This window comes from Acidovorax sp. NCPPB 3576, assembly GCF_028473605.1.
GTDB lineage: Bacteria > Pseudomonadota > Gammaproteobacteria > Burkholderiales > Burkholderiaceae_C > Paracidovorax.
In genome coordinates this window covers 3120461-3142863 of record NZ_CP097267.1, presented here as the reverse complement: position 1 = coordinate 3142863, position 22403 = coordinate 3120461, and the positions used below count along the sequence as shown (strand labels likewise).

General features: G+C 68.2%; 24 protein-coding genes. 10 read left to right on the top strand and 14 right to left on the bottom strand.

The window, feature by feature from the left end:
• Nucleotides 1-94: 94 nt before the first annotated feature.
• Nucleotides 95-1660 carry an L-piperidine-6-carboxylate dehydrogenase gene (amaB, locus tag M5C98_RS14435; RefSeq protein WP_272548131.1) on the bottom strand — a complete coding sequence of 522 codons (1566 nt, stop codon included), beginning with the start codon at nt 1658-1660 and terminating at the stop codon, nt 95-97.
• A 222-nt stretch (nt 1661-1882) separates the two neighbouring features.
• On the opposite strand from amaB, the gene M5C98_RS14430 reads away from it, so the two are divergent.
• Entirely contained in the window at nt 1883-2794 is a 912-nt protein-coding gene (locus M5C98_RS14430) for a LysR family transcriptional regulator (protein ID WP_272548130.1), read from the top strand.
• 97 nt (nt 2795-2891) lie between these two features.
• Here the strand turns inward: M5C98_RS14430 and M5C98_RS14425 are convergent, their stop codons facing one another.
• The gene (locus M5C98_RS14425) at nt 2892-3464 is read right to left on the bottom strand and encodes a DUF3885 domain-containing protein (protein WP_272548129.1); all 573 of its coding nucleotides are present in this window, start codon (nt 3462-3464) and stop codon (nt 2892-2894) included.
• Nucleotides 3465-3690: 226 nt separating this feature from the next.
• Between M5C98_RS14425 and M5C98_RS14420 the strand changes: the two genes are divergently transcribed.
• The gene (locus tag M5C98_RS14420) at nt 3691-4173 is read left to right on the top strand and encodes a GreA/GreB family elongation factor (RefSeq protein WP_272548128.1); all 483 of its coding nucleotides are present in this window, start codon (nt 3691-3693) and stop codon (nt 4171-4173) included.
• Nucleotides 4174-4248: 75 nt separating this feature from the next.
• Nucleotides 4249-4821 carry a DUF4256 domain-containing protein gene (locus M5C98_RS14415; protein WP_272548127.1) on the top strand — a complete coding sequence of 191 codons (573 nt, stop codon included), beginning with the start codon at nt 4249-4251 and terminating at the stop codon, nt 4819-4821.
• A 92-nt stretch (nt 4822-4913) separates the two neighbouring features.
• Here the strand turns inward: M5C98_RS14415 and M5C98_RS14410 are convergent, their stop codons facing one another.
• Complete coding sequence (locus M5C98_RS14410; RefSeq protein WP_272548126.1) at nt 4914-5690, bottom strand: SDR family oxidoreductase; 777 nt, start codon at nt 5688-5690, stop codon at nt 4914-4916.
• Nucleotides 5691-5825: 135 nt separating this feature from the next.
• The gene (locus M5C98_RS14405; protein ID WP_272548125.1) at nt 5826-6737 is read right to left on the bottom strand and encodes an NADP-dependent oxidoreductase; all 912 of its coding nucleotides are present in this window, start codon (nt 6735-6737) and stop codon (nt 5826-5828) included.
• A gap of 153 nt (nt 6738-6890) precedes the next feature.
• Between M5C98_RS14405 and M5C98_RS14400 the strand changes: the two genes are divergently transcribed.
• The gene (locus M5C98_RS14400) at nt 6891-7769 is read left to right on the top strand and encodes a LysR family transcriptional regulator (RefSeq protein ID WP_272548124.1); all 879 of its coding nucleotides are present in this window, start codon (nt 6891-6893) and stop codon (nt 7767-7769) included.
• An 81-nt stretch (nt 7770-7850) separates the two neighbouring features.
• Here the strand turns inward: M5C98_RS14400 and M5C98_RS24720 are convergent, their stop codons facing one another.
• Nucleotides 7851-8180, bottom strand: coding sequence for an oxidoreductase-like domain-containing protein (locus M5C98_RS24720; RefSeq protein ID WP_336298475.1), 330 nt, complete (start codon nt 8178-8180; stop codon nt 7851-7853).
• Nucleotides 8158-8403, bottom strand: coding sequence for a hypothetical protein (locus tag M5C98_RS14390; protein ID WP_272548123.1), 246 nt, complete (start codon nt 8401-8403; stop codon nt 8158-8160). The genes M5C98_RS24720 and M5C98_RS14390 overlap by 23 nt, the downstream gene beginning before the upstream one ends.
• Nucleotides 8404-8482: 79 nt before the next feature.
• Here M5C98_RS14390 and ylqF point away from each other — a divergent pair, with 79 nt between their 5' ends.
• Nucleotides 8483-9502: a ribosome biogenesis GTPase YlqF gene (gene ylqF, locus M5C98_RS14385; protein ID WP_272548121.1), complete on the top strand. Its 1020-nt coding sequence runs from the start codon at nt 8483-8485 to the stop codon at nt 9500-9502.
• 110 nt (nt 9503-9612) lie between these two features.
• Here ylqF and M5C98_RS14380 read toward each other — a convergent pair whose 3' ends face one another.
• Nucleotides 9613-11295: a hypothetical protein gene (locus M5C98_RS14380; RefSeq protein WP_272548120.1), complete on the bottom strand. Its 1683-nt coding sequence runs from the start codon at nt 11293-11295 to the stop codon at nt 9613-9615.
• A gap of 208 nt (nt 11296-11503) precedes the next feature.
• Between M5C98_RS14380 and M5C98_RS14375 the strand changes: the two genes are divergently transcribed.
• Nucleotides 11504-12436: a succinylglutamate desuccinylase/aspartoacylase domain-containing protein gene (locus M5C98_RS14375; protein ID WP_272548119.1), complete on the top strand. Its 933-nt coding sequence runs from the start codon at nt 11504-11506 to the stop codon at nt 12434-12436.
• Nucleotides 12437-12486: 50 nt separating this feature from the next.
• Here the strand turns inward: M5C98_RS14375 and M5C98_RS14370 are convergent, their stop codons facing one another.
• From M5C98_RS14370 to M5C98_RS14360, 3 genes are all read right to left on the bottom strand, one after another.
• Nucleotides 12487-12741, bottom strand: a complete 255-nt coding sequence (locus M5C98_RS14370; RefSeq protein ID WP_272548118.1) for a hypothetical protein — start codon at nt 12739-12741, stop codon at nt 12487-12489.
• A 204-nt stretch (nt 12742-12945) separates the two neighbouring features.
• Nucleotides 12946-14205, bottom strand: coding sequence for an MFS transporter (locus M5C98_RS14365; protein WP_272548117.1), 1260 nt, complete (start codon nt 14203-14205; stop codon nt 12946-12948).
• Between the two features lie 58 nt (nt 14206-14263).
• Nucleotides 14264-14665 carry a RidA family protein gene (locus tag M5C98_RS14360; protein ID WP_272553287.1) on the bottom strand — a complete coding sequence of 134 codons (402 nt, stop codon included), beginning with the start codon at nt 14663-14665 and terminating at the stop codon, nt 14264-14266.
• A 289-nt stretch (nt 14666-14954) separates the two neighbouring features.
• Between M5C98_RS14360 and soxR the strand changes: the two genes are divergently transcribed.
• Nucleotides 14955-15473, top strand: coding sequence for a redox-sensitive transcriptional activator SoxR (gene soxR / locus M5C98_RS14355; RefSeq protein ID WP_272548116.1), 519 nt, complete (start codon nt 14955-14957; stop codon nt 15471-15473).
• 73 nt (nt 15474-15546) lie between these two features.
• On the opposite strand, the gene M5C98_RS14350 is transcribed toward soxR, so the two are convergent.
• The 4 genes from M5C98_RS14350 to pdxR form a co-directional block, all read right to left on the bottom strand.
• Nucleotides 15547-15690, bottom strand: a complete 144-nt coding sequence (locus tag M5C98_RS14350; protein WP_272548115.1) for a hypothetical protein — start codon at nt 15688-15690, stop codon at nt 15547-15549.
• Nucleotides 15691-15753: 63 nt separating this feature from the next.
• Complete coding sequence (locus M5C98_RS14345; RefSeq protein ID WP_272548114.1) at nt 15754-16257, bottom strand: MgtC/SapB family protein; 504 nt, start codon at nt 16255-16257, stop codon at nt 15754-15756.
• 240 nt (nt 16258-16497) lie between these two features.
• Nucleotides 16498-17268: a pseudouridine synthase gene (locus M5C98_RS14340; RefSeq protein WP_272548113.1), complete on the bottom strand. Its 771-nt coding sequence runs from the start codon at nt 17266-17268 to the stop codon at nt 16498-16500.
• Between the two features lie 108 nt (nt 17269-17376).
• A complete protein-coding gene (pdxR, locus tag M5C98_RS14335) occupies nt 17377-18873 on the bottom strand; it encodes a MocR-like pyridoxine biosynthesis transcription factor PdxR (RefSeq protein WP_272548112.1) in 1497 nt (498 codons plus the stop codon).
• Between the two features lie 85 nt (nt 18874-18958).
• Here pdxR and M5C98_RS14330 point away from each other — a divergent pair, with 85 nt between their 5' ends.
• From M5C98_RS14330 to M5C98_RS14320, 3 genes are all read left to right on the top strand, one after another.
• Nucleotides 18959-19582: an FMN-binding negative transcriptional regulator gene (locus tag M5C98_RS14330; RefSeq protein WP_272548111.1), complete on the top strand. Its 624-nt coding sequence runs from the start codon at nt 18959-18961 to the stop codon at nt 19580-19582.
• Between the two features lie 221 nt (nt 19583-19803).
• Complete coding sequence (locus M5C98_RS14325) at nt 19804-20163, top strand: DUF2946 family protein (protein ID WP_272548110.1); 360 nt, start codon at nt 19804-19806, stop codon at nt 20161-20163.
• 179 nt (nt 20164-20342) lie between these two features.
• Nucleotides 20343-22358, top strand: coding sequence for a TonB-dependent receptor (locus M5C98_RS14320; protein ID WP_272548109.1), 2016 nt, complete (start codon nt 20343-20345; stop codon nt 22356-22358).
• The last annotated feature ends 45 nt before the right edge of the window (nt 22359-22403 follow it).

Below are 22403 nucleotides of genomic sequence, written 5' to 3'. Positions count from 1 at the left end.
GGGTGCTTGTCTCCTATAGGGATGGGCCCGGTCCGTGAAGGCCCAGGCCGGGGGGCTGCGGCGGCGGGGAATCCGTTGCGCCGCGGCCGATCGCTCAGTCGGCGATGTCGAAGGTCACGCCCTGCGCCAGGGGCAGGGCGGTGGAATAGTTGATGGTGTTGGTTGCGCGGCGCATGTAGGCCTTCCAGCTGTCCGACCCCGCCTCGCGGCCGCCGCCGGTCTCCTTCTCGCCGCCGAAGGCCCCGCCGATCTCGGCGCCGCTCGGGCCGATGTTCACATTGGCAATGCCGCAGTCCGACCCCGCGGCCGACATGAACTGCTCGGCCTCGCGCACGTTCAGCGTGAAGATCGACGACGACAGGCCCGCGCCCACCGCGTTGTTCATGGCAATCGCCTCCTCCAGCGTGCCGTAGCGCACCACGTACAGGATGGGCGCGAAGGTTTCATGCAGCGCCGGGCCTTCGTGCTTTGGCAGCTCCACCAGCGCCGGGCGCACGTAATACGCATCGCTGCCCGCGATGCCCTCCACCCGGTCGCCGCCATGCACCGTGGCGCCCAGCGCGCGGCTTTGCGCCAGCGCCTCCTGCATGCCCTCGAAGGCCGGCCGGTCGATCAGCGGGCCCACCAAGGTGCCTGGCGTGCGCGGGTCGCCCACCTGCACGCTGGCATACACCTTGGCGAGCTGGGGCACCAGCTGGTCGTAGATGCTTTCGTGCACGAACAGCCGGCGCAGCGTGGTGCAGCGCTGGCCCGCCGTGCCCATGGCCGCGAAGGCGATGCCGCGCAGCGCCAGACCCAGGTCGGCCGTGGGCGCCACGATGGCCGCGTTGTTGCCGCCCAGCTCCAGGATGCCGCGCGCAAAGCGGGCCGCCAGGCGCGGGCCCACGGCCCGGCCCATGGCGGTGGAGCCCGTGGCCGACAGCACCGGCACGCGCGCGTCATCCACCAGGACCTCGCCCAGGTCGCGCTGGCCGATGATCAGCTCCAGCAGGCCCGCGGGCGCATCGGCGCCGAACCGGGCGATGGCGCGCTGCGCGATCGCGTGCGTGGCCAGCGCCGTGAGCGGGGTTTTTTCCGACGGCTTCCACACCACCGGATCGCCGCACACCAGCGCCAGCGCCGCGTTCCACGACCACACCGCCACGGGAAAATTGAACGCCGAGATCACGCCGCACACGCCCAGCGGATGCCACGTTTCCATCATGCGGTGGCCGGGGCGCTCGGTGGCGATCGTCAGGCCGTACAGCTGGCGCGACAGGCCCACGGCGAAGTCGCAGATGTCGATCATCTCCTGCACCTCGCCCAGCCCCTCGGACGGCACCTTGCCCGCCTCGATCGTCACCAGCAGGCCCAGGTCGGACTTGGCCGCGCGCAGCTCTTCGCCCAGCAGGCGCACCAGTTCGCCCCGGCGCGGCGCCGGCACATTGCGCCAGACCTGGAAGGCCGCGTGCGCCCGTCCGATGGCCGCGGTGGCATCGGCCGCGCTGTGCTGCGGCACCGCGCCGATCGCCTCGCCCGTGATGGGCGAGCGCACCGGCAAGCTGCCGCCCGTGTAGGCCGTGCGCGGCACGCCCAGTCGTTGCAGCAGTTGATCGACCTCTGCCGAGACGGACGGGGAGGGCGTGGCGGGGGCAGACGGGCTGGCGGCGTTGGCAGACATGGCGGTGGTGCTCGCAGTCAAAAAACAAACAACAGGAGACGCGACGAGGAAAAGAAACAAGAACGCGTGCGCCAATATCCCCCAATCGCGACCGCCTGCATAGCAAAATAACGGAACGACTTGATGTAAAAATGGAATCAAGTCCTGGATTGGTAAAAACCCTTGCCCTAGTCGAATCTGCGCTGGCCGGCAATGCCCTGCGCAGAGTCATTCCCTTCAAGCATGACCTTGCTGCGCCGCGCCTTTCTCCCCTCCATGGCCGACCTGCTGGCCTTCGAAGCCGCCGCCCGCCACCACAGCGTGTCGCGCGCGGCCGAAGAACTGCACCTGACCCAAAGCGCCGTCTCGCGCCAGATCCGCCAGCTGGAGGCGCAGCTGGGCACCGCCCTGTTCCACCGCGTGCGCCAGCGCGTGGTGCTCACCGACGCCGGCCGCGTCTACGCAGCCGACCTGCAGGGCGTGTTGCAGCAACTGTCGGCCATCACGCAAAAGGCCATGGCCTTCAGCAGCACCGACGGCCTGCTCAACCTGGCCGTGCTGCCCACCCTGGGCACCCGCTGGCTCATCCCGCGCCTGGGCGGGTTCATGGCGCTGCACCCGGAGGTGACGGTCAATTTTGCGGCGCGGTCCGAGCCGTTCGACTTTGCCGGCACCCCGTTCGACGCCGCCATCCACTTCGGCGCGCCGCACTGGGCCGGGGCGGTGTGCGAATACCTCATGCACGAAGAAGTCGTGCCCGTGTGCAGCCCGGGCTACCAAAGCCAGCACGGCATCCACACCCCGCAAGACCTGGCGCGCGTGGTGCTGCTGCAGCAGAGCACGCGGCCCACGCAGTGGTCGGAATGGTTCGAATTGGTGGGCGCCCCGACCAGCCTGGCACTGCGCGGGCCACGGCACGAGCAGTTCGCCATGATTGCGCAGGCGGCGGTGTCGGGGCTGGGGGCGGCGCTGCTGCCGCGGTTTTTGATCGAGCCGGAGCTGGCGGCGGGGAGCCTGGTGGAGCTGTCGGCCACGGTGCTGACCAGTGGCGATGCGTATTACCTGGTGTATCCGGAGACGCGGGCCGAGGCGCCGTTGGTGAAGGCGTTCAGGGATTGGGTGGTGGGGGAGAGTGGGGGAGAGTGGGGGAGTTGACGCGAAAAGTTGGCCTGAATGATTCGCGGTTTCAAGGTCCGTCACGTATGGCCAATTTCGGTTGAGACGGATGTTCGCTTTGGGCCCAAGCCGTCGTTCATAGACCGTCCGGACGGGGCGATAGCCAGTCCGTAAAGCAGGCACGAAGCTCTTCGGGTGCGATGGAGTGCGTGAAGACGTCCATCCCACCGTCGTAGGGACAGAAAATGTTTTTTGTCGCCGGAGAAACAAACGAGATGCCCACCGCTTTCCAGTCTGCGAGTAGGCGAATCGCAGCTTCGAAAAAATCCGGTTTCCAATGGGAAACCAAAGCCCGGACATACATTCGATCCTCTTCGTCCTGCCCAAGACTTTCGGGCTGCATAACAGCAACGGCCTCTCTGAATTGGCGCCCGGCAAGCTGATGCTTGGCCTTTCCACGCAGCCTGGCTTCCTCGCCAAGCGCGCGAAAGACGTACAAGGGCTCGTTGGCGCTGAAGAGCGCTGATGCGACGAGACAATGTCGATGTTCAATTTCGGCGTATTCGTCCAGCGACTCAGCGTACCGCTTCGATTCAGGGAGTGAATGAAACCGCACCCATTGCGCGCTGAGAGCGCGACGCAGAAGATGCCCGCGAGGCGCAATCTCGCCGAACTCAGAATGCCACCAGGCAAGGGGGTCAGTGCGCATATCCGTCACTCTATTCGAGCATCTTTTGTTGATGGAGTTGCCTGAGTGAGGCCAGTGCCAAGTGTCGGGTGATTGGTCAATTCTGCCAATGGCTTAGCCGCTTGAGCTGCGGCATCGCTCCCATCGCTGAAGTTAACCCCGCGGCCAACGGGAGCGTTCGAAGGCTGTTGGAGCCCTTCACAATCAAGACCTGCCCACCGCTCGTTCGACATGCCTCACTTTGATCATGGATAAATTTTTGCTGCAGCAGCAGGTGTTGGAACGGCTCGCAGAAGACCTGCTGCAAGCCGAGCAGGCAATGCGGGCGGCCCATGAAACGGCGACCCACGAAGAAAACATCGCCGAGAACAAATACGACACCTTGGGGCTCGAAGCCGCCTATCTGGCGACCGGCCAGGCTCGGCGCGCCGAAGCCATCCGCCAGGCGCTGGCCCATTGGCGCCAATTCCGACCGCGCCCCTACGACGCCAGCAAAGGCATACAGCTCGGCGCGCTGGTCTGCCTGGTCGATTCCGACGACAAGGAGCAGCAGATCTTTCTCGGCCCGGATGGAGGCAACATGAAGTTGGTCAGCGGCGGTCAGCTCGTTCAGGTCATCAGCTGCGAAGCCCCTTTGGGCAAGGCCATGCTGGGTAAATGCGAGGGGGATGAATTGTCGATACAGGTCGCTTCGAGCCGGCAGCAGTTTGAGGTGCTTCGGGTGCATTGAGCCGTTGCAAGGTCAAGCAGAATCAACACGAGGTCAGCGGACGTTCAGACCTCATGCACGCATCCGCTGGCAAAAATGATGTTCAAACAGGAGTGGAGCGACGTGAAAACAGACCAGGGCGACCTCATCCTTGAAGCATTGCAGCAGCGTTTCCAGCAGAACACTCACAGACACCCGGGTGTCGATTGGGCCCACGTCCATGCGCGTTTGCAAAGCAACCCCGAAAAGCTGAAGGCGCTCCACGCCATGGAGGCCACAGGAGGCGAACCCGATGTCATCGGAACAGCGGATGCCACTGGCGCCTGCGTTTTCTATGACTGTGCCGCCGAAAGCCCTTCGGGCCGCAGAAGCCTCTGCTATGACGCAGCGGCATGGAATGCCCGCAAGCAGAACAAGCCAGAGAACAACGCGGAGGACGTGGCCGCTGCCATGGGCATTTCGCTGCTGACGGAGGACCAATACCGGGCGCTTCAGCAATTCGGGGAGTTCGACCGCAAAACGTCGAGCTGGGTCGCCACGCCGCCGGAGATCAGAAAACTCGGTGGCGCGCTGTTTTGCGATAGGCGCTACGGCAGGGTCTTCGTGTACCACAACGGGGCCGAGTCTTACTATGCTGCGCGAGGGTTCAGGGGCTCGGTGAGTGTGTGAGACAGCCTTGAGTCGGCGCGTAGCGATATGAACTCGAACCTGCCGAAGGCGTCGTCGCATGGCGTTCATCGTTGCCAGCTCGCTCGCCCGGCTCACTGGTCCCGCATCAAATCCACCGACTTACCCAACTGCGCGAACATGAAATTCGGTGCGATGCGCGATGCGATCTTCAAGACGTTGCTCAGCCCCGGCCGAATCTCGAGCCTGTCTTTTCGCAGCCCGGCCAAGGCATGTTTCACCAGGGTTTCGACCGGCATCGGGGTCACGCCGCCCACATCTTCCTTCGTGAAGTCGCCCGAGAACAGCGATGTATCCGTGCCCGGTGGCGCCAGCTCGAAGACCTGCACGCGGGTGCGTTTGAGCTGCAATCTCAGCGAGCGTGTGTAGGCATGCAGGCCCGCCTTGGTCGCGCAGTAGATGGGCGCGATGGCCATGGGCACGAAGGCCAATCCTGAAGACACGTTGACGATCGCCGCGCGTGGCTGCTTTTTCAGGTGGGGCAGGAACATCTGGTTGACCCAGAGGGTGCCTTTTAGATTCGTTTCGACTTCCTGGGTCAGGCCTTGCAGATCGTCCGTGGGGCTCTGGAGATTGATCTTTCGCATGATGCCGGCGCAGTGGATGACGACGTTCAGTGCCGGAAACTCCTGGGGCAACTTCTGGTGCATCGCGCGGATGGACGCGGGGTCGGCCACGTCGCAAACCCGGGTATGGATGCCGGGTAGCGAGCGGCTCACGGCCGCCAGCTTGGTGGGGTTGCGGCCGGTGACGATCACGGTGTTGCCGAGGTGCAGAAGCTGCTTCGCCAGTTCCAGCCCGATGCCGGACGAACCGCCGGTGATCAAGACGGTGTTGTTGCTGATGTCCATGGTGTGGCCTTGTTGCCTGACGGTTGAAGGTGGAGGTTGACGGTCGTTGGATTCCGCACGCAGCCTTCCAGGCGCTGCTAGGGAAATCGATGTGGTTGAAAGAGGCCAGGCCGTGAGGGCCCGGCCTCTGATCCGTCAGTTCATGGTGATGACGAGCCGCCCGGTGACGTGGCCTTGGGCGCTGAGTTCATGCGCGGCGGCGATGCGGTTGAGCGGAAAGGTCTGCTCGACGGGCAAGGTGAACGAGCCGGCGGTGAACAGCGCTGCAGCACCTGCCAGCGCCTTGGCGGCCTGGGCCGCCTCCATGGGCTCGAACGATGATTTCGCGCCGTGCTGGGGGGCCGACAGGTCGGAGATCGACAGCACTTTCGATGCGTCGCCGGTGATCGCCACCAGTTCCGGAATGACGCCAGAGCCGGCAATGTCGAGTGCGGCTTGCACGCCTTGCGGCGCCAGGGCGGCCACGCGGTCGGCCAGCCCGGGCCCGTAGGTCGTCGGGGTGGCGCCCAGCGAGCGCAGGTAGTCGTGCTTGGCAGCGCTGGCGGTGCCGATCGTGCGGATGCCGGCGGCTTTGGCCAGCTGGATCACGGCCGAGCCCACGCCGCCGGCGGCGCCGCTGACCAGGAGCGTCTCGCCCGGCTTCACGCCCACTTCGGCAATGATGCGCGTGGCCGTTTCGACCGCGACCGGGTAGCCTGCGGCTTCTTCGAAAGACAGCCCCTGGGGCTTCGCGGCCCATTCCTGCAGGACTGCGTATTCGGCCATCGTGTCGATGCCCTTGCCGAAGACGGCGTCGCCCACGGCCACGCCGGACACGCCTTCGCCCACGGCATCGACGATGCCTGCCGCGTCGAACCCGCTGCCGGCGGGCATGGCGATGGGCATCATCGCGTGCATGTAGCCGGCCCGCAATTTCCAGTCGATCGGGTTGACGCCTGCCGCCTTGACCGCGATGCGCACCTGGCCGGGGCCGGGCGCGGGTTTCGCGATGTCTTCAATGGCCAGAACCTCTGGACCACCGTATTGGTGAAACCGTACTGCTTTCATGGGGGGCATTCCTTGCTGATGGGGTGAAGGGAGAGGGCAGTGAGGCGAGCCGGGTGGCGGCCAGTCCTTGCCCACGCCGTGATTGTTCAGTGGCTCATGAATGGTGCATAGTCAGAGAAATCTAGACACGGCGTCTCATCAATGGAACAAACCATGGACATCACGGCCTTGGCCGACTTCAATCGGGTGGCGACCCACGGCGGGTTCGGCAGCGCCAGCCGCGCCAGCGGCGTGCCGAAGGCCACGCTGTCCCGCCGCGTGCGGGCGCTGGAGGACGCCCTGGGCGTGCGCCTCGTCGAGCGGGGCACCCGCAAATTGCAGTTGACGCCGGAGGGCGCCATCCTGCATTCGCGCACGGCCGATCCTTTCGGTGAGATCACGCAGGTGGTCGATGAGCTGAAGTCCGGCATCGGCCGGCCGCGCGGCGTGCTGCGCGTGAGCACACCGCTGCTGTTCGCGCACGTGGCGATGGGACACCTGGGCGCGGCGTTTCTCCGCGCGCACCCCGAGGTGCGGCTGGAGGTCACGGCGGAAGACCGCCTCGTCGATCTGGTGGGCGACGGGTACGACGTCGTCGTGCGCTTCAATCCGCGGCCGGACGACACGCTGGTCGGCCGCTGCTTTTTGCGCGATCAGTTGCTGCTGGTCGCTCCGCCGGATTGGCCGCTGCCGCCAGCGAATGCCGCAGCGCCCGGCGGCGGCACCGAACTCCCGGCGGTCATGCGCACGGGCCGCACCGTGGCGGGGCCCTGGACGGTGGTCGATCAAGCCGGCAGCGTGCGCACGTATCACCCCAAGCCCCTGCTGCGCTACTCGACCCCGCTGCTCATCCGGAACGCGGTGCTCGCGGGCGCAGGCCCGGCCCTGGTGCCGCGGACCGCCGTGGCGCCGGACCTGGCCGCCGGGCGCATCGTCGAGTGGGGCGTGGTGCAGGGGGCTGAACCCGAAGGCTGGGTGCTGCACGCATCACGCCGGCTCGTGAGCCCCAAGGTCACCGCCTTCGTGGATTTCCTCTGCGATCATTTCGCCTGAGGTGGGACTGTGCCCGAGGGCCCAAGACGATCGGGCGCGGAAGCTAAAAATCGCTGGCGCTGCAGCCGGATGGCCGCGCCATCAGCCGGGGGGCGCGACGGCAGGAGCTGCGGCTTGTAAAGCCTCCAGCGCATCCTGCCGCCACCACTCGGCGGCGGCATAGAAGCCTTCCCACACGCAGCCGTTGCAGCCGCGGCCGCAGCAGGTGGTGGGTTCGGCCGGGGGCGGGCGCAGCGCGACGGCCTGCGCCGCGGCGCGTTCGCCCAAGGTGGCGAACATCGCGCGTGCGCCGGGCAGATCGGCCGCAGGGACATGCACCGCAGCGATCGGGGCCGGGGCGGCCGGCGCGCGGGCGGCGGCTTCGTACTGCGTCACGTCGCTCGTCCCCTCAGTAGCGGCGGCGGCCCCCATAGCGGCGCAGGGCGTAGCGCACGAGGAACGCGCCGCCCAGCACCAGGGCGAACCAGCCCACGAGGTAGGCCTGCCGCATCATGTCCGCCACGCTGGACGACCGCGCCACGTAGGGCGCCAGCAGCACGATGAGGCCGATGAGCGCGCAGGTCACGCCCTTGAACAGCAACTCCTTGTCGTGCTTCTGATCGGGGCGGTGAACGGGGGGTGGGGGAAGGGGCATGAAGGCCAATGGGGGAAGTGAAGACAGGGCCGATTATCCTTGTCGCCCTCGAACCCCCTCAAAAAGCGAAAGACTCTCCATGGCCATCCAGTGGTTTCCCGGTCACATGCACCTCACGCGCAAGGCGATCGGCGAGCGCATCAAGGACATCGACGTGGTGATCGAGCTGCTGGATGCGCGCCTGCCCGGCTCCAGCAGCAACCCGTTGCTGGCCGAGCTGACCGGGCACAAGCCCGCGGTCAAGGTGCTCAACAAGCAGGATGTGGCCGACCCCGCGCGCACGCCGCTGTGGCTGGACTGGTACAACGCCCGCTCGGAGACGCGCGCCATCGCGCTCGATGCCTCCGAGCCCGCGCCGGCCCGGCGCCTCATCGAGGCCTGCCACCAGCTGGCACCCCAGCGCGGCGGCATGGCCAAGCCGATGCGCGTGCTGATCTGCGGTATTCCCAACGTGGGCAAGTCCACGCTCATCAACACGCTCAGCAAGAAAAGCCAGGCCAAGACGGGCGACGAAGCCGGCATCACCAAGCTGGAGCAGCGCATCACGCTGGCCGACGACTTCTACCTCTGGGACACGCCCGGCATGCTGTGGCCGCGCATCACCGTGCCCGAAAGCGGCTTCAAGCTGGCCGCCAGCGGCGCCATCGGCCGCAATGCCTACGACGAGGAAGAGGTGGCGCTGGAGCTGATCGGCTACCTCAAGCAGCACTACGTCCCGCTGATGGAGGCGCGCTACAAGCTGGGCCTGCCCGCGGGCGCCGTGGGCGACCTGCAGGACGAAGAGATCCTGGAGGCCGTGGCCCGCAAGCGCGGCGCCATCATGGCCGGCGGGCGCGTCAACCTGCAGAAGGCGGCCGAGCTGGTGATGACGGACTTTCGCACCGCCATCCTGGGCCGCATCACGCTGGAGACGCCCGAGGAGTTCGAGGTCTGGCAGGCCGAGGGCGCCCGGCAGGAGGCCCTGCGCGCCGCCAAGAAGGAAGCCCGGGGCCGCAAGCGCGGCAGCCGGGGCGGCGACGATGGCAATGGGCAGGGCGATCCGCAGGCGCAGGAGAGCGACGGCGACAGCGATGGGGGCGGGGACGGCGGCGGGGATTGAGGCCCGGACCGTGTTCCGTGCCGCTGGTGGCCCTGGCGTGCCGGTTTTGATTCAAAACAGGCCCATGCCCTAGTATCGCCTGTCTGTTTTGCTATTAAATAAATAGCAAATCAAGGGGTTTCATGGCCCTGCGCGGTGTCACCGTGCGCCGCATGCAGGCGCTTCTCCAGCACCGTGAACCAGCGCAGCAGGCGCGCCGCGTGGTCCACGGCGTGGAGTGGCAGAGGCCGGCGTGGCTCGGACTGGCGCTGGGCGCAGGTGATGCGCACGGCCGGCGGCGCGCCAGGGGCGGCGGCCTCGATCTCCAGTTGGTAGGCGGCGTGTGCGTCATCGGGCGCGTCGCCCGGCGCCTCGGTGCCGTTGCGCCAACTCAGCTTGAGGGCCAGGCCCCAGGGCTCGCCCTCGTGCATGCACGGCTGGCGCACGCCCACCCAAACGTCACCCTCCCACCAGCCATTGCGCTCGGTGCCCCACCAGTCGTTGTATTGCTCGGTGAACACGGGCAATTGCGCCAGCGCCTCGATGCGCGCAGGGGTCAGCGCGGCTTGCAGCCGGCGCCACACGGGATGCCCGGCGCGGGCCTGGGCCACGGCCTTGCGGGCGTAACCGAGCACACCGCGCCATGCCAGCAGGCATGCCTGGATCGCGGCCGGGTCGCCATCTTCGGCCAGCGGTTCCCAGGGGCCGGGAACGCCCCCTGCATAGCGCCGGTGCATCAGGGCCAGGCCATCGCTGCGAGGCGGCGGCGGTGCGGAGCGCAGGCGGGCCGTCAGCCGCTGCCACCAGCCCTGGCGTGCGGTGCCGTCGTCGATGGACAGGTGAAAGTCCCAGGTCTTCCACACGGTCATGAACAGGCCGTCGCCGTAGGTGTCGCCCTCGTCGTCCACGTGCTGGCGGCACAGCATGAAGTCGGTCTGGCCGAACCAGCCGGTGGCTTTCTTGTGGGCGGCATCGAGCAGGCGGGAGCGCAGCAACTGGCGCAGGTGGCTGGCGTGCAGCGCGCCGTCCTGGCAGAGTGCCGTGTCGCTGGCCAGATCGGCGGCGATGGCGTCGGGGCTGCGCAGCACAGGCTGGCCGGCGTGCAGGGCGAGCCGCACGGCGGTGCGGTCGGGCAGGGCGCCCAGGCCGCCGTCCTCGCCCACGGCCAGGCCGTGCAGGCATGCGGGATCGAAGACGGCGGCCAGTGGCTCCGCTGAAAAGGCGGTGAGGTCTTGGTCGCCGAACTCGGTGCCGAAGCGATAGGCCAGCAGTCGTTCGCCGCCCGTGCGCAGGCCGTAGCCGCTGGTGAACAGCGCCACCTGCGCGCCGAGCGTGCCGCCGACTTCCAGGCCGGGGCCTGTTGCACCTGCCTCGGCCGGATCGGTGCCGCTGCCCCACAGCAGGCCGTCCACCTGCAAATGGCCGGTGATGGCCACCGGCGTGTTTTCCAGCACCGCGTGCCCCCAGTGTGCGTTGCCGCACACCACCAGGGCCGGGGCCGCCGCGCCGGGGGGCGATGCGAGGGCGGTGACGGCGCCCGCCACGTGCAGGTCACCGCGCACCAGCAGCAGCTCAGGCGCGTGGGTGCCGGCAGGGAGGGCCAAGGCATCCGCCAGGGCGCCGGGCGGCCAGTGCGCATCCCCATCCCATGCCAGTTCGGGCAGCGAAAGAGGGCCCTCCACGCAGCACACCATGCTGGCGTCCGCAAGCGGCGGGGCCGTGCCGTGCGCCCTGGCCAGTGCCTCGCGCCAGCCGTCGGGCCAAAGCGCATGCGCTTGCGCGAGCGGGAGCCACGTGACGGAGTGCGAGGTCATGAACAGGGGGATGGGTTGCGCAGGCGGCCACGATGGCCGGGGCCGGTGCTGGCGATCGTACAAGAGCCCCGTTCCGGTGCCCGGCGCGGCGGGTTGGATACCGCGCTGCGCGCTGCAAAGGCCCGCCAGTGCCGCTACGATGGCTGGCTTCCCACACCTTCACACCGGACGGGCGGCCGCAGCCGATGGCGCCCTCCGCCGCACCGCGATGACCCTGACCCCGCCCCTGTTCGAAGTCCTGCCCCGCGACCTGTCCGCCTACCGCGAGGGCAGCACCGGCATCCCCTACGTGCACCGTTTCGCCTCGGGCGAGCCCGGGCCGCACGTGCTCATCAATGCGCTCACGCATGGCAACGAGATCTGCGGCATGGTGGCCGCCACGCACCTGCTGGACAGCGGCGTGCGCCCGTTGAAGGGCACGCTCACCATCAGCTTCGCCAATATGCAGGCGTACGAATCGTTCGACCGCAGCCGGCCGTTCGACAGCCGCCAGATCGACCACAACCTCAACCGCGTGTGGTCGGCCGCCGAGCTGGACGGCAGCCTGGACAGCATCGAGATGCGCCGCGCCCGAGAGCTGCGCCCGGTGGTGGCCGCGGCCGATCACATTCTGGATATTCATTCCACCAGCCAGGACGTGGAACCCTTCTGGGTGTACCCCGCGTTCGCGCGCAACGCCGAGGTGGCCTGCGCCATCGGCCGGCCGGGCGTGCACCTGCTCATGCCCAGCGGGCTGGGATCGGGCACGCCGCTGATCCAGCACGGTCGCCTGGGCGAGGTGGGCGGTGCGGGCACGGGGCTGGTGGTGGAATGCGGGCAGCATTTTTTGCGCTCGGCGGGCGAGGTGGCCACCACGGCGGCGCTGGATTTTCTGGGGCACTTCGGGCTCATCGAGCGCGAGCGGCCTGCGCCGGGGCCGCAACGCCGCTACGAACTGCTCAAGACCTGCATGGTGACAACGCCGGAGTTCCGCTTCACGCGGCCGCTGGTGGGGTTCGAGGTGTTTGCCGAGGGCGAGCTGATCGCCACCGACGGCGCGCAGGAGATCCGTGCGCTGTGCGACGGCTGCACGGTGATGATGCCCACCCGTGCGCCCATCGTGGGCCGCGAGGCGGTGTACCTCACCCGCCCCGTGCCCTGAGTTTTTTTGACCGCAGCGGATGGCCGGAGCCATCGCCGCGGCCGGCGCGCCTATGCGCTGGCAGGGGCCACGTGGTCTTCTTCGGCGTGGCCTTCCTGGGGCAGGATCTTGCCGTCGTTCACATACAGCTCGTACTGGTCGCGGGGCATGGCGGCCAGGCCGGCGGCATCGTTGTCCGCCGTCCAGCTCAGCGTCACGCTGTCGGGGGCGTGGGCGAGTTCGACCGGGCCCTCGGGGATGGCGATCGGCATCCCGTCGCCTTCGCGGTAGGTGACTTCTCCGCGGATGGTGGCGTGTTGCTTCATGGAAGGTTCCTCCTCGGGTGGTTTGGTTGGCTGTCCGCCGCCCCGTGCCGGACGGCCGGGCGGCTGAAGCCCATTACATGGCAGCCATCGCAGGCCGCGTGTCGGACCCGTTCCCGAATTGTTGCGGCGCATCAGGCGCCGGTAGAAGGAACCCATGGCCGCCGGGGCACCGCATGCAAGAGCGGCAGGCCGGCGCCCCGATGGTCACTGCTCGGTAGGCATTGCGGCAGGCATTGCCGAACCCCGGCCCGCTGCGCGCCGCGCCAGCCCTGCGTCGTACACCATGGCGACCGCATTGAGGGCTGCAATGCCCAGCCCCGCCAGGCAGGCCGCGCTCCACCCACCCCGCTGCCAGGCGGCGGAGCCGAGCGCCGAGCCCAGCGCCGCCCCCGTGAAATACGTGGTCATGTACACCGCGTTGAGGCGCGAGCGGGCCTCGGGCGCCAACTGGTAGATCACGTTCTGGTTGCTGATGTGCACGCCCTGCAGCGCCAGGTCGATCACCAGCATGCCCACCAGGAACCACACGATGGACGTGCCCCCGAGCCACAGCGCCGCCCAGCTGGCCAGCACCAGCAGCACCGACACGCGGGTGGTGAGCTGCTCGCGTCCCCGGTCCGCCAGGCGGCCGGCCACGTTGGCCATGAGCGCGCCGGCCACGCCCGCGAGGCCCACCAGCCCGATGTGCGCGTCGCTCATGCGGTGGGCCGGGCCGGCCAGCATCAGGGCCATGGTGGAGAACAGCACGCTCACCGAAGCGAACGACAGCCCGCCCAGCAGCGCACGGCTGCGCAGCCGGGGGTGCCGCAGGGCCAGCGTGCCCAGCGAGCGCAAGACCTGTCCGTAGCTCGGTGGATTGGGGTTGCGCAGCGTGGGCAGGGCGAACCACAGGGCCACCGCCACCAGCAGCACGGCCACGCCGCCCACGCGGTACACCAGGTTCCATCCGCCCAGGCCGGACAACAGCCCGGCCACGCTGCGCGCCGCCAGGATGCCGGTGAGCAGCCCGCTCATCACCAGGCCCACGGCCTGCCCGCTGCGCCCCGGCGCGGCCAGCGCCGCCGCCATGGGCACCAGGACCTGCGCCGCCACCGAGAACAGCCCGGTCATGAGCGTGCCCAGCGCCAGCAGCGCAAAGCCCTCGGCAAAGCCGCTCAGAAAAAGCCCCACCGCCGCCAGCACCATGAGCGTGGCGATCAGCCGCCGTCGCTCCAGCTTGTCGCCCAGCGGTACCAGCAGCAACAGCCCGCACGCATACGCCACCTGCGCGATGGTGACGGTCAGCGCGGCCGTGCTCTCGGACACCTGCAGGTGCACCGCGATGGAGTGCAGCAGGGGCTGGTTGAAATAGTTGGCGCCCGCGCACAGGCCGCAGGCCACCGCCATCAACAGCAGCACGGGGGTGGACAGGCCAGCCGCGGCAGGGGCGCTGGAAGAGGGAACGGGCAGGGCGGGGGTTGGCATGCGGAAGGGGTTTCTCAGGGGCGGGATAAGCAAGGAGATGGCGAAGGCTGGCCGCCAGTCAGCCAGCGGGGACGTAGGCGAGGGCGTCGATCTCGAACAGCATGCCGTCCAGCGCCAGGCGCGGCACGGGGATCAGGGTGCAGGCCGGCGTGGGGGCGCCGGCCCACATCGCCATGAGTGCCTGGCCGAAGGTGTGCAGGCGTTGCTCGCTGTGGTCCACGATCAGCACCGTGAGCTTGGCCACGTCCCGCGACTGCGCGCCGGCGGCGGCGAGCGCGGTGCGCAGATTGGCCAGGGCCTGGGCCACTTGCTGCGCGAAGCCTTCCGCCAGATGGCCCTGGGCATCCTCTCCGCCCTGGCCGGCCACATGCACCGTGCGCGCGGCGCCTTGCACCACGGCCAGGTGCGAATAGCCGTTGGGTTGCGGGTCGTACAGGCCGGCCGGGTTGATGACGGCCATGGCGAGCGGGGTGGCGCGCTGCCCGCCCGGCGGGGGAATGTAGGCTGCGGCGGCCGGGCCGTGATCGTGCGATGGGGCTGCAGCGGATGGGGCGAAAGCGGTGGGTTGGGACATGGGCCGGCGAGCAATGGAGTGGAAAGGGGGCAGTATCAAACCTCAACTAAACTTGAGGTCAATCCCTTCCGCTTTCCAGTCACCTCCCGTTTCGGCCATCGACATGCCCTCTGAAAAATCGGTTCGCGCGTCCAGCGCCCGGCCCCAGCCGGCGTCCCCATCCACACTCGGCCCCATGCCCGAGCTGACAGTCGGCGAAGTCGCCACGCGCAGCGGCCTGGCCGTGTCGGCGCTGCATTTCTACGAATCCAAGGGGCTCATCGCCAGCGTGCGCAGCACCGGCAACCAGCGGCGCTATCCGCGCTCGGTGCTGCGGCGCGTGGCGGTCATCAAGGTGGCCCAGCGCATGGGCGTGCCGCTGTCGGGCATTGCCGATGCGCTGCAGGCGTTGCCGCAAGGGCGCACACCCACCGCGGCCGACTGGCGGCGCATGTCCGCCGCGTGGAAGAACGATCTGGAAGACCGCATCCGCATGCTGACGCAGTTGCGGGACCAACTCGACGGCTGCATCGGTTGCGGCTGCCTGTCGCTCAAGGACTGCCCGCTGCGCAATGCCCAGGACCTGCTGGCCCAGGCCGGGCCGGGGCCGCATTTCGAAGCGGCTGCCGCACCTGCCGCCGCGCCCGAGGCACCCGCCATGCCGCAGTGGATCTGGCCGGCGCCCAAGAAGAAGAAACAACGGCCTGCCCTGTAGAACCAGGGCAGGCCGTTGTCGGCGTGTCGGGCCGCAAGGCCTTTTCCCGCCTTCCCACTTTTTCCGTTGCTTGTTACTTGTTCTTCAACTTGCCACGCGGCACCACTGCAGTGACGGGGGGCATGGGGCGGTCGGAACCGCTCCCTTCCTTGGGGGGCGAAGTGTCCTTCTTGGGTTTCTTCGCCATCTTGTTGCTGCGCTGTTCGCCTTTGGCCATGGAGTGCTCCGTTTCAGGTCCCCGGATGGAACCGTGGCGCGATGGTACACGCCACGCGGCCCGCTATTTCGTGTCTGGGTGGCTGTCGCGTGTCGTCAGTCGCTGCAGCAGCGGCACGGCGCTGAAGATCGCCAGCGCCAGCAGCGTGCTGAGCACTGCCGTGGCCTCCAGCCCCAGGCCGGCCGCCACGCCGATGGCGGCGGTGAGCCAGATGCCGGCGGCCGTGGTCAGGCCCTTGACCTGGCTTTCGCCGTCGCCCTTGAGGATGGTGCCGGCGCCCAGAAAGCCCACGCCGGCCACGATGCCCTGCAGCACGCGGCTGTTGTCCCCCGCGCTGATGCCGGCCTGCTGCGCCACCAGCACGAACATCGCCGCACCCATCGACACCAGCATGTGCGTGCGCACGCCGGCCGCCTTGCCTTTGTTCTCGCGCTCCCAGCCCAGCAGGCCGCCCAGCAGGCCGGCGATGCCCAGGCGCACCACGATGCGCGTGGCTTGGCCCAGGTCGGTCAGGTCGGAAAACTCGGAGGCCACGGTGGTGGCGATCTGCTCCCACCAGCCCGTCATGGAAGGGCTCCGCGCAATGGGCGGGGAGAGGGCTGCGAAAAGTGCCGTGGAAAGGGCCGTGAAAAGGGCCGGGGATGGGGCCGTGTTGGGATCATCCGGAAATACCTCATGAAAAAGTGGATCGGGGCGCTGCACGCTGGATCGTTGGTGCAGGCCGCCGATCAATGTCGGTGCCGCGCCCGGCCCCAGCCAGCAGCCGCGGGCGACACCGCGGGTAGGACGCGGCCGGCGCCGGGGCGATCATCCCAGCGGTTGCCAGGGCAGGGCAAGCACCCGTTGCTGCCAGTCGAGCGCGTCGCTGGCGATGTCCGACCCCGTGGCGGCGGCTGCAGGGCCGGTCGCCCACGGGTCGGGCAGCCCGCTTTCCAGCGCCAGCCATTCGCCTGTGGCCGGGTGCGCAAGGCCCAGGTGCCAGGCGTGCAGCCACAGCCGCTGGCGGCCCAGCCGCTCGGCCCACCAGCGGTTGAGCGGGCCCTTGCCGTGCGTGGCATCGCCCAGGATGGGGTGCGCCAGGTGCTTGAGGTGGCGACGGATCTGGTGGCGCCGCCCCGTGGTGGGCAAGGACTCCACCAGCGAGGCGCGCGTGCCGGGAAAGCGGGGGTCTGCTGCCTCGGGCAGTTCCAGCCGAGCAAGGCACCGCAGCGAGGTGTGGGCCGACTGCACGGGGGCATCCGGCGGCGCATCGTCGGGGCGCAGGGCATGGTGCACCTCTGTCGCATCGGGCATCCAGCCGCGCACCAGGGCAAGGTAGCGCTTGCGCACCGCGTGGTGCTCGAAGGCTTGCGACAGCGTGCGCGCCACCGCCGGGTGCAGCGCCATCACCAGCACGCCGCAGGTGCCCTTGTCGAGCCGGTGCACCGGGTACACGTGCTGCCCGAGCTGGTCGCGCAGCGCCTGTATGACGAAGCGCGTCTCGCCCGCGTCCAGCCCGGTGCGGTGCACGAGCCAGCCGGCGGGCTTGTACACGGCGACGAGGTGTTCATCTCGCCAGAGGATGTGCAGAGGGTGCATGCAGTCCGAAAAAATGGGAGGGTCGAGGGCCAAGACTGGCCGAAGGCCATGAAGCGCGTTCGTGACAGCGCGGGCGCGCAGGATAACCGGACCCACCGTGCGCCCCAGTCAACGCCGCTGCGCCGCAGCCGGCGCGCCCGCAACCCATGCCGCGATCACGCCCGCCAGGATCTGGATGCCCTCGTCGATCTGTGCCACCGTGAGGCTGGCATACCCCAGCACCCACCCGCCGGGGCGCGCCCGCCGGCCACGCTGCGCATTGGCGAACAGCGGCGACACCGGGTAGATGCCCACGCCTTGCGCGCGCGCGGCGGCGGCCAGGGCGGCCTCGTCCTGCGGCCGGATGAACGGCAGCCACAGCACGCCATGCAGGCCCGCCGCTGTGCCCGCCAGCTCGGCACTGGGTGGCAGGTAGCGCGCAACGGAATCGGCCAGCGCGGCGCGGCGGCGTTCGTGCTCGCGCCGGGTGCGCCGCACATGGCGCTCGTACGCGCCGCTGTCGATCAGCGATGCCAGCGTGCGCTGCTCCAGCACCGGCGCATGCCGGTCGGCCATGCGCTTGGCCTGGCGGAACACCGCCACCAGGGCCGTGGGCAGCACCAGGTAGCCCAGGCGAAGCTGCGGCGACAGCGCCTTGGAAAACGTGCCCATGTAGATCACCCGGCCATCGGTGTCGATGGACTGAAGCGCGTCGATGGGGCGCTGGCCGTAGCGGAACTCGCCGTCGTAGTCGTCCTCGACGATCCAGGCGCGGTGGCGCTGTGCCCATTGCAGCAGCTCCACGCGCCGGCCGATGGGCAGCACGCCGCCCAATGGGAACTGGTGCGAGGGCGTCACGTAGGCCAGGCGCACCTGGCCGTCGCCGGGCAGGCGGGCCGTATCGAGGCCGTGTGCGTCCACCGGCACGGCGCGCAGCCGGGCGCCGGTGGCCTCGAAGCAGCGGCGTGCCATGAGGTAGCCCGGTTCTTCGAAGACAAACGCATCGCCCGCGTCCAGCAGCAGGCGCGCGCACAGGTCGATGCCCTGCTGCGATCCGTGTACCACCACGATCTGATCGGCATCGCAGGCCAGCCCCCGTGCGCGCCGCAGATAGCCTTGCAGTGCGCGGCGCAGGGCGGCATCGCCTTCGGGCGGGATGTAGCGCAGGCTGTGCTGGTGGCGCAGCAACGCGCCCTGGTAGGCGCGGCGCCAGGCCAGCGCGGGAAAGTCGCGCGAGGCCACCGCGCCGTACAGAAAGTCGATGCGGGCGGGCTCCGTGTGGGGCAGACCCGGCAGGTCCATGCCCGCCAGCCGCCGGCCGAAGGCGGACAGCGCCAACGCCGCCTTGCCACGGCGGCCGGCGGCGGAGGGCGGCGGGACCACCGCAGCGGGCGGACTGGCGACGCGGGCCGCCCGCCCCACGGCGGTGATCAAGAAGCCCTCCGCCGCCAGTTGCTCATAGGCCGCGGTGACCGTGGTGCGCGACACGCCCAGGTCGGCGGCCAGCGCCCGCGTGGACGGGGCCCGCGCGCCCGCGGCCAGCGTTCCGTCGGCGATCTGCGCGCGCAGCAGGTCGTAGATGCGGCGGCCGGTGCCGGGATGAAAGGGGATTTGAAACTGGTCCATCGAAATGATCGAAAACTGGCCCTTCGTATTGTGCCGGTTGTGCGCGACAGTCCCGGGTAACGCTCCCCCTGACCAAGCCGCACCCATGTACATTCCACCGCATTTCGCCGAAACCCGGCCCGAGCCGCTGCAGCACGTGATTCGCGAGCACCCTCTGGGCACCCTGGTCACGCAGGGACCGGGTGGCCTGGATGCCGATCATTTGCCGTTCGAGTTCGACCCGGACGAGGGCCCTTGCGGCCTGCTGTCGGCCCATGTGGCCCGCGCCAATCCGCTGTGGCAGCGCTGCCCCACGGGCACGCCGGTCATGGTGGTGTTCCATGGCCCGCAGGCCTACATTTCGCCCAACTGGTATCCGAGCAAGCACGAGTCGCACCGCCTGGTGCCCACGTGGAACTACGAGGTGGTGCACGCCCACGGCGTGCTGAGCGTGCACGACGACGAGCGCTTCGTGCGCCGCATCGTGGCGCGCCTGACGCGCCAGCAGGAGGCGGCCGAGCCCAGGCCGTGGAAGATGGGCGACTCGTCGCCCGAGTTCATCAACGGCCTGCTGCAGCACATCGTGGGCATCGAGATCGCGCTGACCTCGCTGGTGGGTAAATTCAAGCTCAGCCAGAACCGCGAGCCGCGCGATATCGCCGGCGCCGCCGACACGCTGCAGGCGCGCGGCCAGGGCGAGCTGGCCGAACGGATGCGCCCCGCGCTTTGAGCCCGCGATCCCGTCTTGCAGGGCCGAGTCCTCGGTCGCCAGCGCTGGAAATAATCTGCGGAACTGCCTGAAATCGCAAAAGCATGGACCCATGCGTTGAATGCGGCATCGGGGCACATCCTTCGTGCGGAGGTCTGCGGCAACGCGTGTTCTGCCAGACTGACGCCGATCAAACACTTTTATCCGCCAGTCCTGCCGGGACTCAAGGATAATCATCGGCCATGCATGCCCTGCGCACCTCCTCAATGCTTGCACGCCTGATCCTGGCGTGGTTCGTATTGACGCTGGGCATCGCTGTGGCCTCCCCCCTGGTCCAGCCCAAGGCGATGGAACTGATTTGCTCCGATGGCGGGAGCACGAAGCTCGTTTTCGTCGATGACAGCGGCGAAGCCGAACAGGGCGCACACCATGCGCTGGATTGTTCCCTGTGCCTGCCTGCCGCACTGCCCGCAACGCCGGCCCACTACAAGCTGGCGCTGCCCCAGCCCTCTGCCAATGCGCGGCACCCTTTTGTGTCGGCGCACATCACGGCGCTTCTGGGCGCGCCGCTGCCGCCTCGCGGCCCTCCATTCCTTTCGTGATCTTCGGCAACTAAAGCGGCATTGGCTTGGCGTGAGTTTCGCCAGCCATTCGCCTGCGGACCGTGCCCGCAGCGCCACGCAGCGCTGAACCATCCATCTTTGCTTGCCCTTTTTTGGCCAGGCTGTTTCGCGCGTTGTTGCGCCGAAGCGCCGGGCCCATTGCCGAGGGCCGGCCGGATGTGCATGAACCCCTGACCCGTCGTGGTCACCGGCGCTGCAAAACGCGAAGGCAACCCCGACACCCGTTCTCCTTCCAAGCCATGGAAAAAATACATCCTTTACTGCGTCCTCACGTGATCTCGCTGTCGGCGTCGCTTGCCTGCTGTGGTGCGGCTTTCGCACAGACCGACAACGACACCTCCACATTGCCGGCCGTGGTGGTCGTTGGCAGCCCTGTCATCGAAGACAACCGCACGGATGCCTTCGGCAGCCTGACCACCGAAGTCACGGCCGCGCAGATCCGCGACCTCAACGCCCTGGACCTGTCCTCTGCCTTGCGGCGTACGCCGGGCGTGTCCGTTTCCCGATTCAACCCGGTGGGATCATTCGGCGGGGACGAAGGGGGCGCTGTCTTCGTGCGCGGGCTCGGGGCCAGCCGTCCGGGCAGCGAGATCAAGACCTACATCGACGGTATTCCGTTCTATATGGGCGTCTGGAATCATCCGCTGCTGGACCTGATCCCGGTGAATGGCATCGACCGCATCACGGTCTACAAGGGGCCGCAGCCACAGACCTTCGGCAATACCTTCGCTGCGATCGACGTGAGTCCCAAGCGCGCCATGCGCGAAGGCGTTTCCGCGGATGCTCGCCTGAGCGCAGGCAGTTTTTCCACCACGATCGAACAGGCCAGCTTGCAGGTGCGGCAAGGGGATTTCGGTTTGTCCCTGACCCAGGGCGAGGCGCGATCCAACGGCAGTCGCCCGGATGGCGATGGCAGGCTGTCCAACGTGATGGGGCGGATCGACTACCGATTGACACCACAGTGGTCCGCGGGACTGAGCCTGCTTTATGCGGACAACAAGGTGTCCGATCCCGGCCAGGAGGGACTCCCCGCCACGAAGACCGGAAAATTCGATACGCGTGGCGGCTTTGCGGCCTTCTCGGTCGCCCACGAGCATGCGCATGCCCGCGGTTCGCTGCAGATCTACGACAACAGCGGTCAAGGCAACTGGCACGACAACCCGAACCAAGCCGATGCCCTCAGCAAATTTCGCCTCAGCGGACTGCGGTGGATGGAAACCCTGCAGCCGTGGACGGGTGGCGAGATCGTCGCAGGGGTCGACCTGGACCGCATGAGCGGTAGCCTTGCGTTCGGTGGCTTCACCGCGTTCGACGGCGTTTCGCTGCGCCTGACATCCCCGCATGTCGCAGTCAGCCAGTCGGTGATGCTGGGCAACGACTGGAAGGCAACGCCTTCGATCGGCGTGCGCCTTTATGACCACAGCGTCTATGGGCACTCCAGTGCCCCCCATGCGGGATTGGTGATCGACCGGGGTGATTCGCTGTCGTTGCGCGCCAACGTCTCTCGCGGGCTGAACCATCCCGGTCTCGATGCCGCATTGCTCAATGCCATCGTGCCGCCACTGGCCGGCGCGCCGACCAGTTGGCGCGGCCTGCAGCCCGAGCGCATGAACCACGTGGAGGTGGGTGTGCGCTGGTCGCCTCGTCCGGGCAGCAGCGTTGACCTGGCGGTCTTTGAGAGCCGCCTGAGCCAGCGCTACGTTTTCGCTTTTCCACCGGCCGTGGCGGTGCCTGGCCTCACCAACCTGGGCGACTACCGCATCAAGGGCGTTGAACTGGCGGCGCAGTATTCGATGGACAAATCCTGGTCATTGTTCGCCGGGCTGACCCTGCTCAATCCGAGCCGCAGCGATCTTCCCTATGCACCGCGCCGCGTACTGTCCCTGGGAACGAACTGGCAGCACCGGGCGTGGCGCACCAGCTTGGATGCGCAGGCCCAGAGCGAAATGTTCACGCTCAACCGCGATCGATCCGACGGATCGAGCAACACCTCCCGCGTCGGCGGCTTCGCCGTCGTCAACCTGCGCGTGGCCTACGCCCTGCCGAGCCTGCTGGGTCCTCGCGGCGAGGTCTTCATCGCGCTGGAGAACCTCGCTGATCGCAGGTACGCGTACCGCAGCGGCTATCCGATGCCCGGCCGATCCGCGCAGCTGGGCGTGACCCTGAGCCTGTGATCGATGTTCACCCCACTCATTCCCTTCACCTCACTACCCAAGGAA

Bases quoted from the DNA above. Each gene is read 5' to 3' on its own strand.
- amaB (WP_272548131.1), bottom strand. From the start codon at position 1,660: ATGTCTGCCAACGCCGCCAGCCCGTCTGCCCCCGCCACGCCCTCCCCG.
- M5C98_RS14430 (WP_272548130.1), top strand. From the start codon at position 1,883: ATGACCTTGCTGCGCCGCGCCTTTCTCCCCTCCATGGCCGACCTGCTG.
- M5C98_RS14425 (WP_272548129.1), bottom strand. From the start codon at position 3,464: ATGCGCACTGACCCCCTTGCCTGGTGGCATTCTGAGTTCGGCGAGATT.
- M5C98_RS14420 (WP_272548128.1), top strand. From the start codon at position 3,691: ATGGATAAATTTTTGCTGCAGCAGCAGGTGTTGGAACGGCTCGCAGAA.
- M5C98_RS14415 (WP_272548127.1), top strand. From the start codon at position 4,249: ATGATGTTCAAACAGGAGTGGAGCGACGTGAAAACAGACCAGGGCGAC.
- M5C98_RS14410 (WP_272548126.1), bottom strand. From the start codon at position 5,690: ATGGACATCAGCAACAACACCGTCTTGATCACCGGCGGTTCGTCCGGC.
- M5C98_RS14405 (WP_272548125.1), bottom strand. From the start codon at position 6,737: ATGAAAGCAGTACGGTTTCACCAATACGGTGGTCCAGAGGTTCTGGCC.
- M5C98_RS14400 (WP_272548124.1), top strand. From the start codon at position 6,891: ATGGACATCACGGCCTTGGCCGACTTCAATCGGGTGGCGACCCACGGC.
- M5C98_RS24720 (WP_336298475.1), bottom strand. From the start codon at position 8,180: ATGGGGGCCGCCGCCGCTACTGAGGGGACGAGCGACGTGACGCAGTAC.
- M5C98_RS14390 (WP_272548123.1), bottom strand. From the start codon at position 8,403: ATGCCCCTTCCCCCACCCCCCGTTCACCGCCCCGATCAGAAGCACGAC.
- ylqF (WP_272548121.1), top strand. From the start codon at position 8,483: ATGGCCATCCAGTGGTTTCCCGGTCACATGCACCTCACGCGCAAGGCG.
- M5C98_RS14380 (WP_272548120.1), bottom strand. From the start codon at position 11,295: ATGACCTCGCACTCCGTCACGTGGCTCCCGCTCGCGCAAGCGCATGCG.
- M5C98_RS14375 (WP_272548119.1), top strand. From the start codon at position 11,504: ATGACCCTGACCCCGCCCCTGTTCGAAGTCCTGCCCCGCGACCTGTCC.
- M5C98_RS14370 (WP_272548118.1), bottom strand. From the start codon at position 12,741: ATGAAGCAACACGCCACCATCCGCGGAGAAGTCACCTACCGCGAAGGC.
- M5C98_RS14365 (WP_272548117.1), bottom strand. From the start codon at position 14,205: ATGCCAACCCCCGCCCTGCCCGTTCCCTCTTCCAGCGCCCCTGCCGCG.
- M5C98_RS14360 (WP_272553287.1), bottom strand. From the start codon at position 14,665: ATGGCCGTCATCAACCCGGCCGGCCTGTACGACCCGCAACCCAACGGC.
- soxR (WP_272548116.1), top strand. From the start codon at position 14,955: ATGCCCGAGCTGACAGTCGGCGAAGTCGCCACGCGCAGCGGCCTGGCC.
- M5C98_RS14350 (WP_272548115.1), bottom strand. From the start codon at position 15,690: ATGGCCAAAGGCGAACAGCGCAGCAACAAGATGGCGAAGAAACCCAAG.
- M5C98_RS14345 (WP_272548114.1), bottom strand. From the start codon at position 16,257: ATGACGGGCTGGTGGGAGCAGATCGCCACCACCGTGGCCTCCGAGTTT.
- M5C98_RS14340 (WP_272548113.1), bottom strand. From the start codon at position 17,268: ATGCACCCTCTGCACATCCTCTGGCGAGATGAACACCTCGTCGCCGTG.
- pdxR (WP_272548112.1), bottom strand. From the start codon at position 18,873: ATGGACCAGTTTCAAATCCCCTTTCATCCCGGCACCGGCCGCCGCATC.
- M5C98_RS14330 (WP_272548111.1), top strand. From the start codon at position 18,959: ATGTACATTCCACCGCATTTCGCCGAAACCCGGCCCGAGCCGCTGCAG.
- M5C98_RS14325 (WP_272548110.1), top strand. From the start codon at position 19,804: ATGCATGCCCTGCGCACCTCCTCAATGCTTGCACGCCTGATCCTGGCG.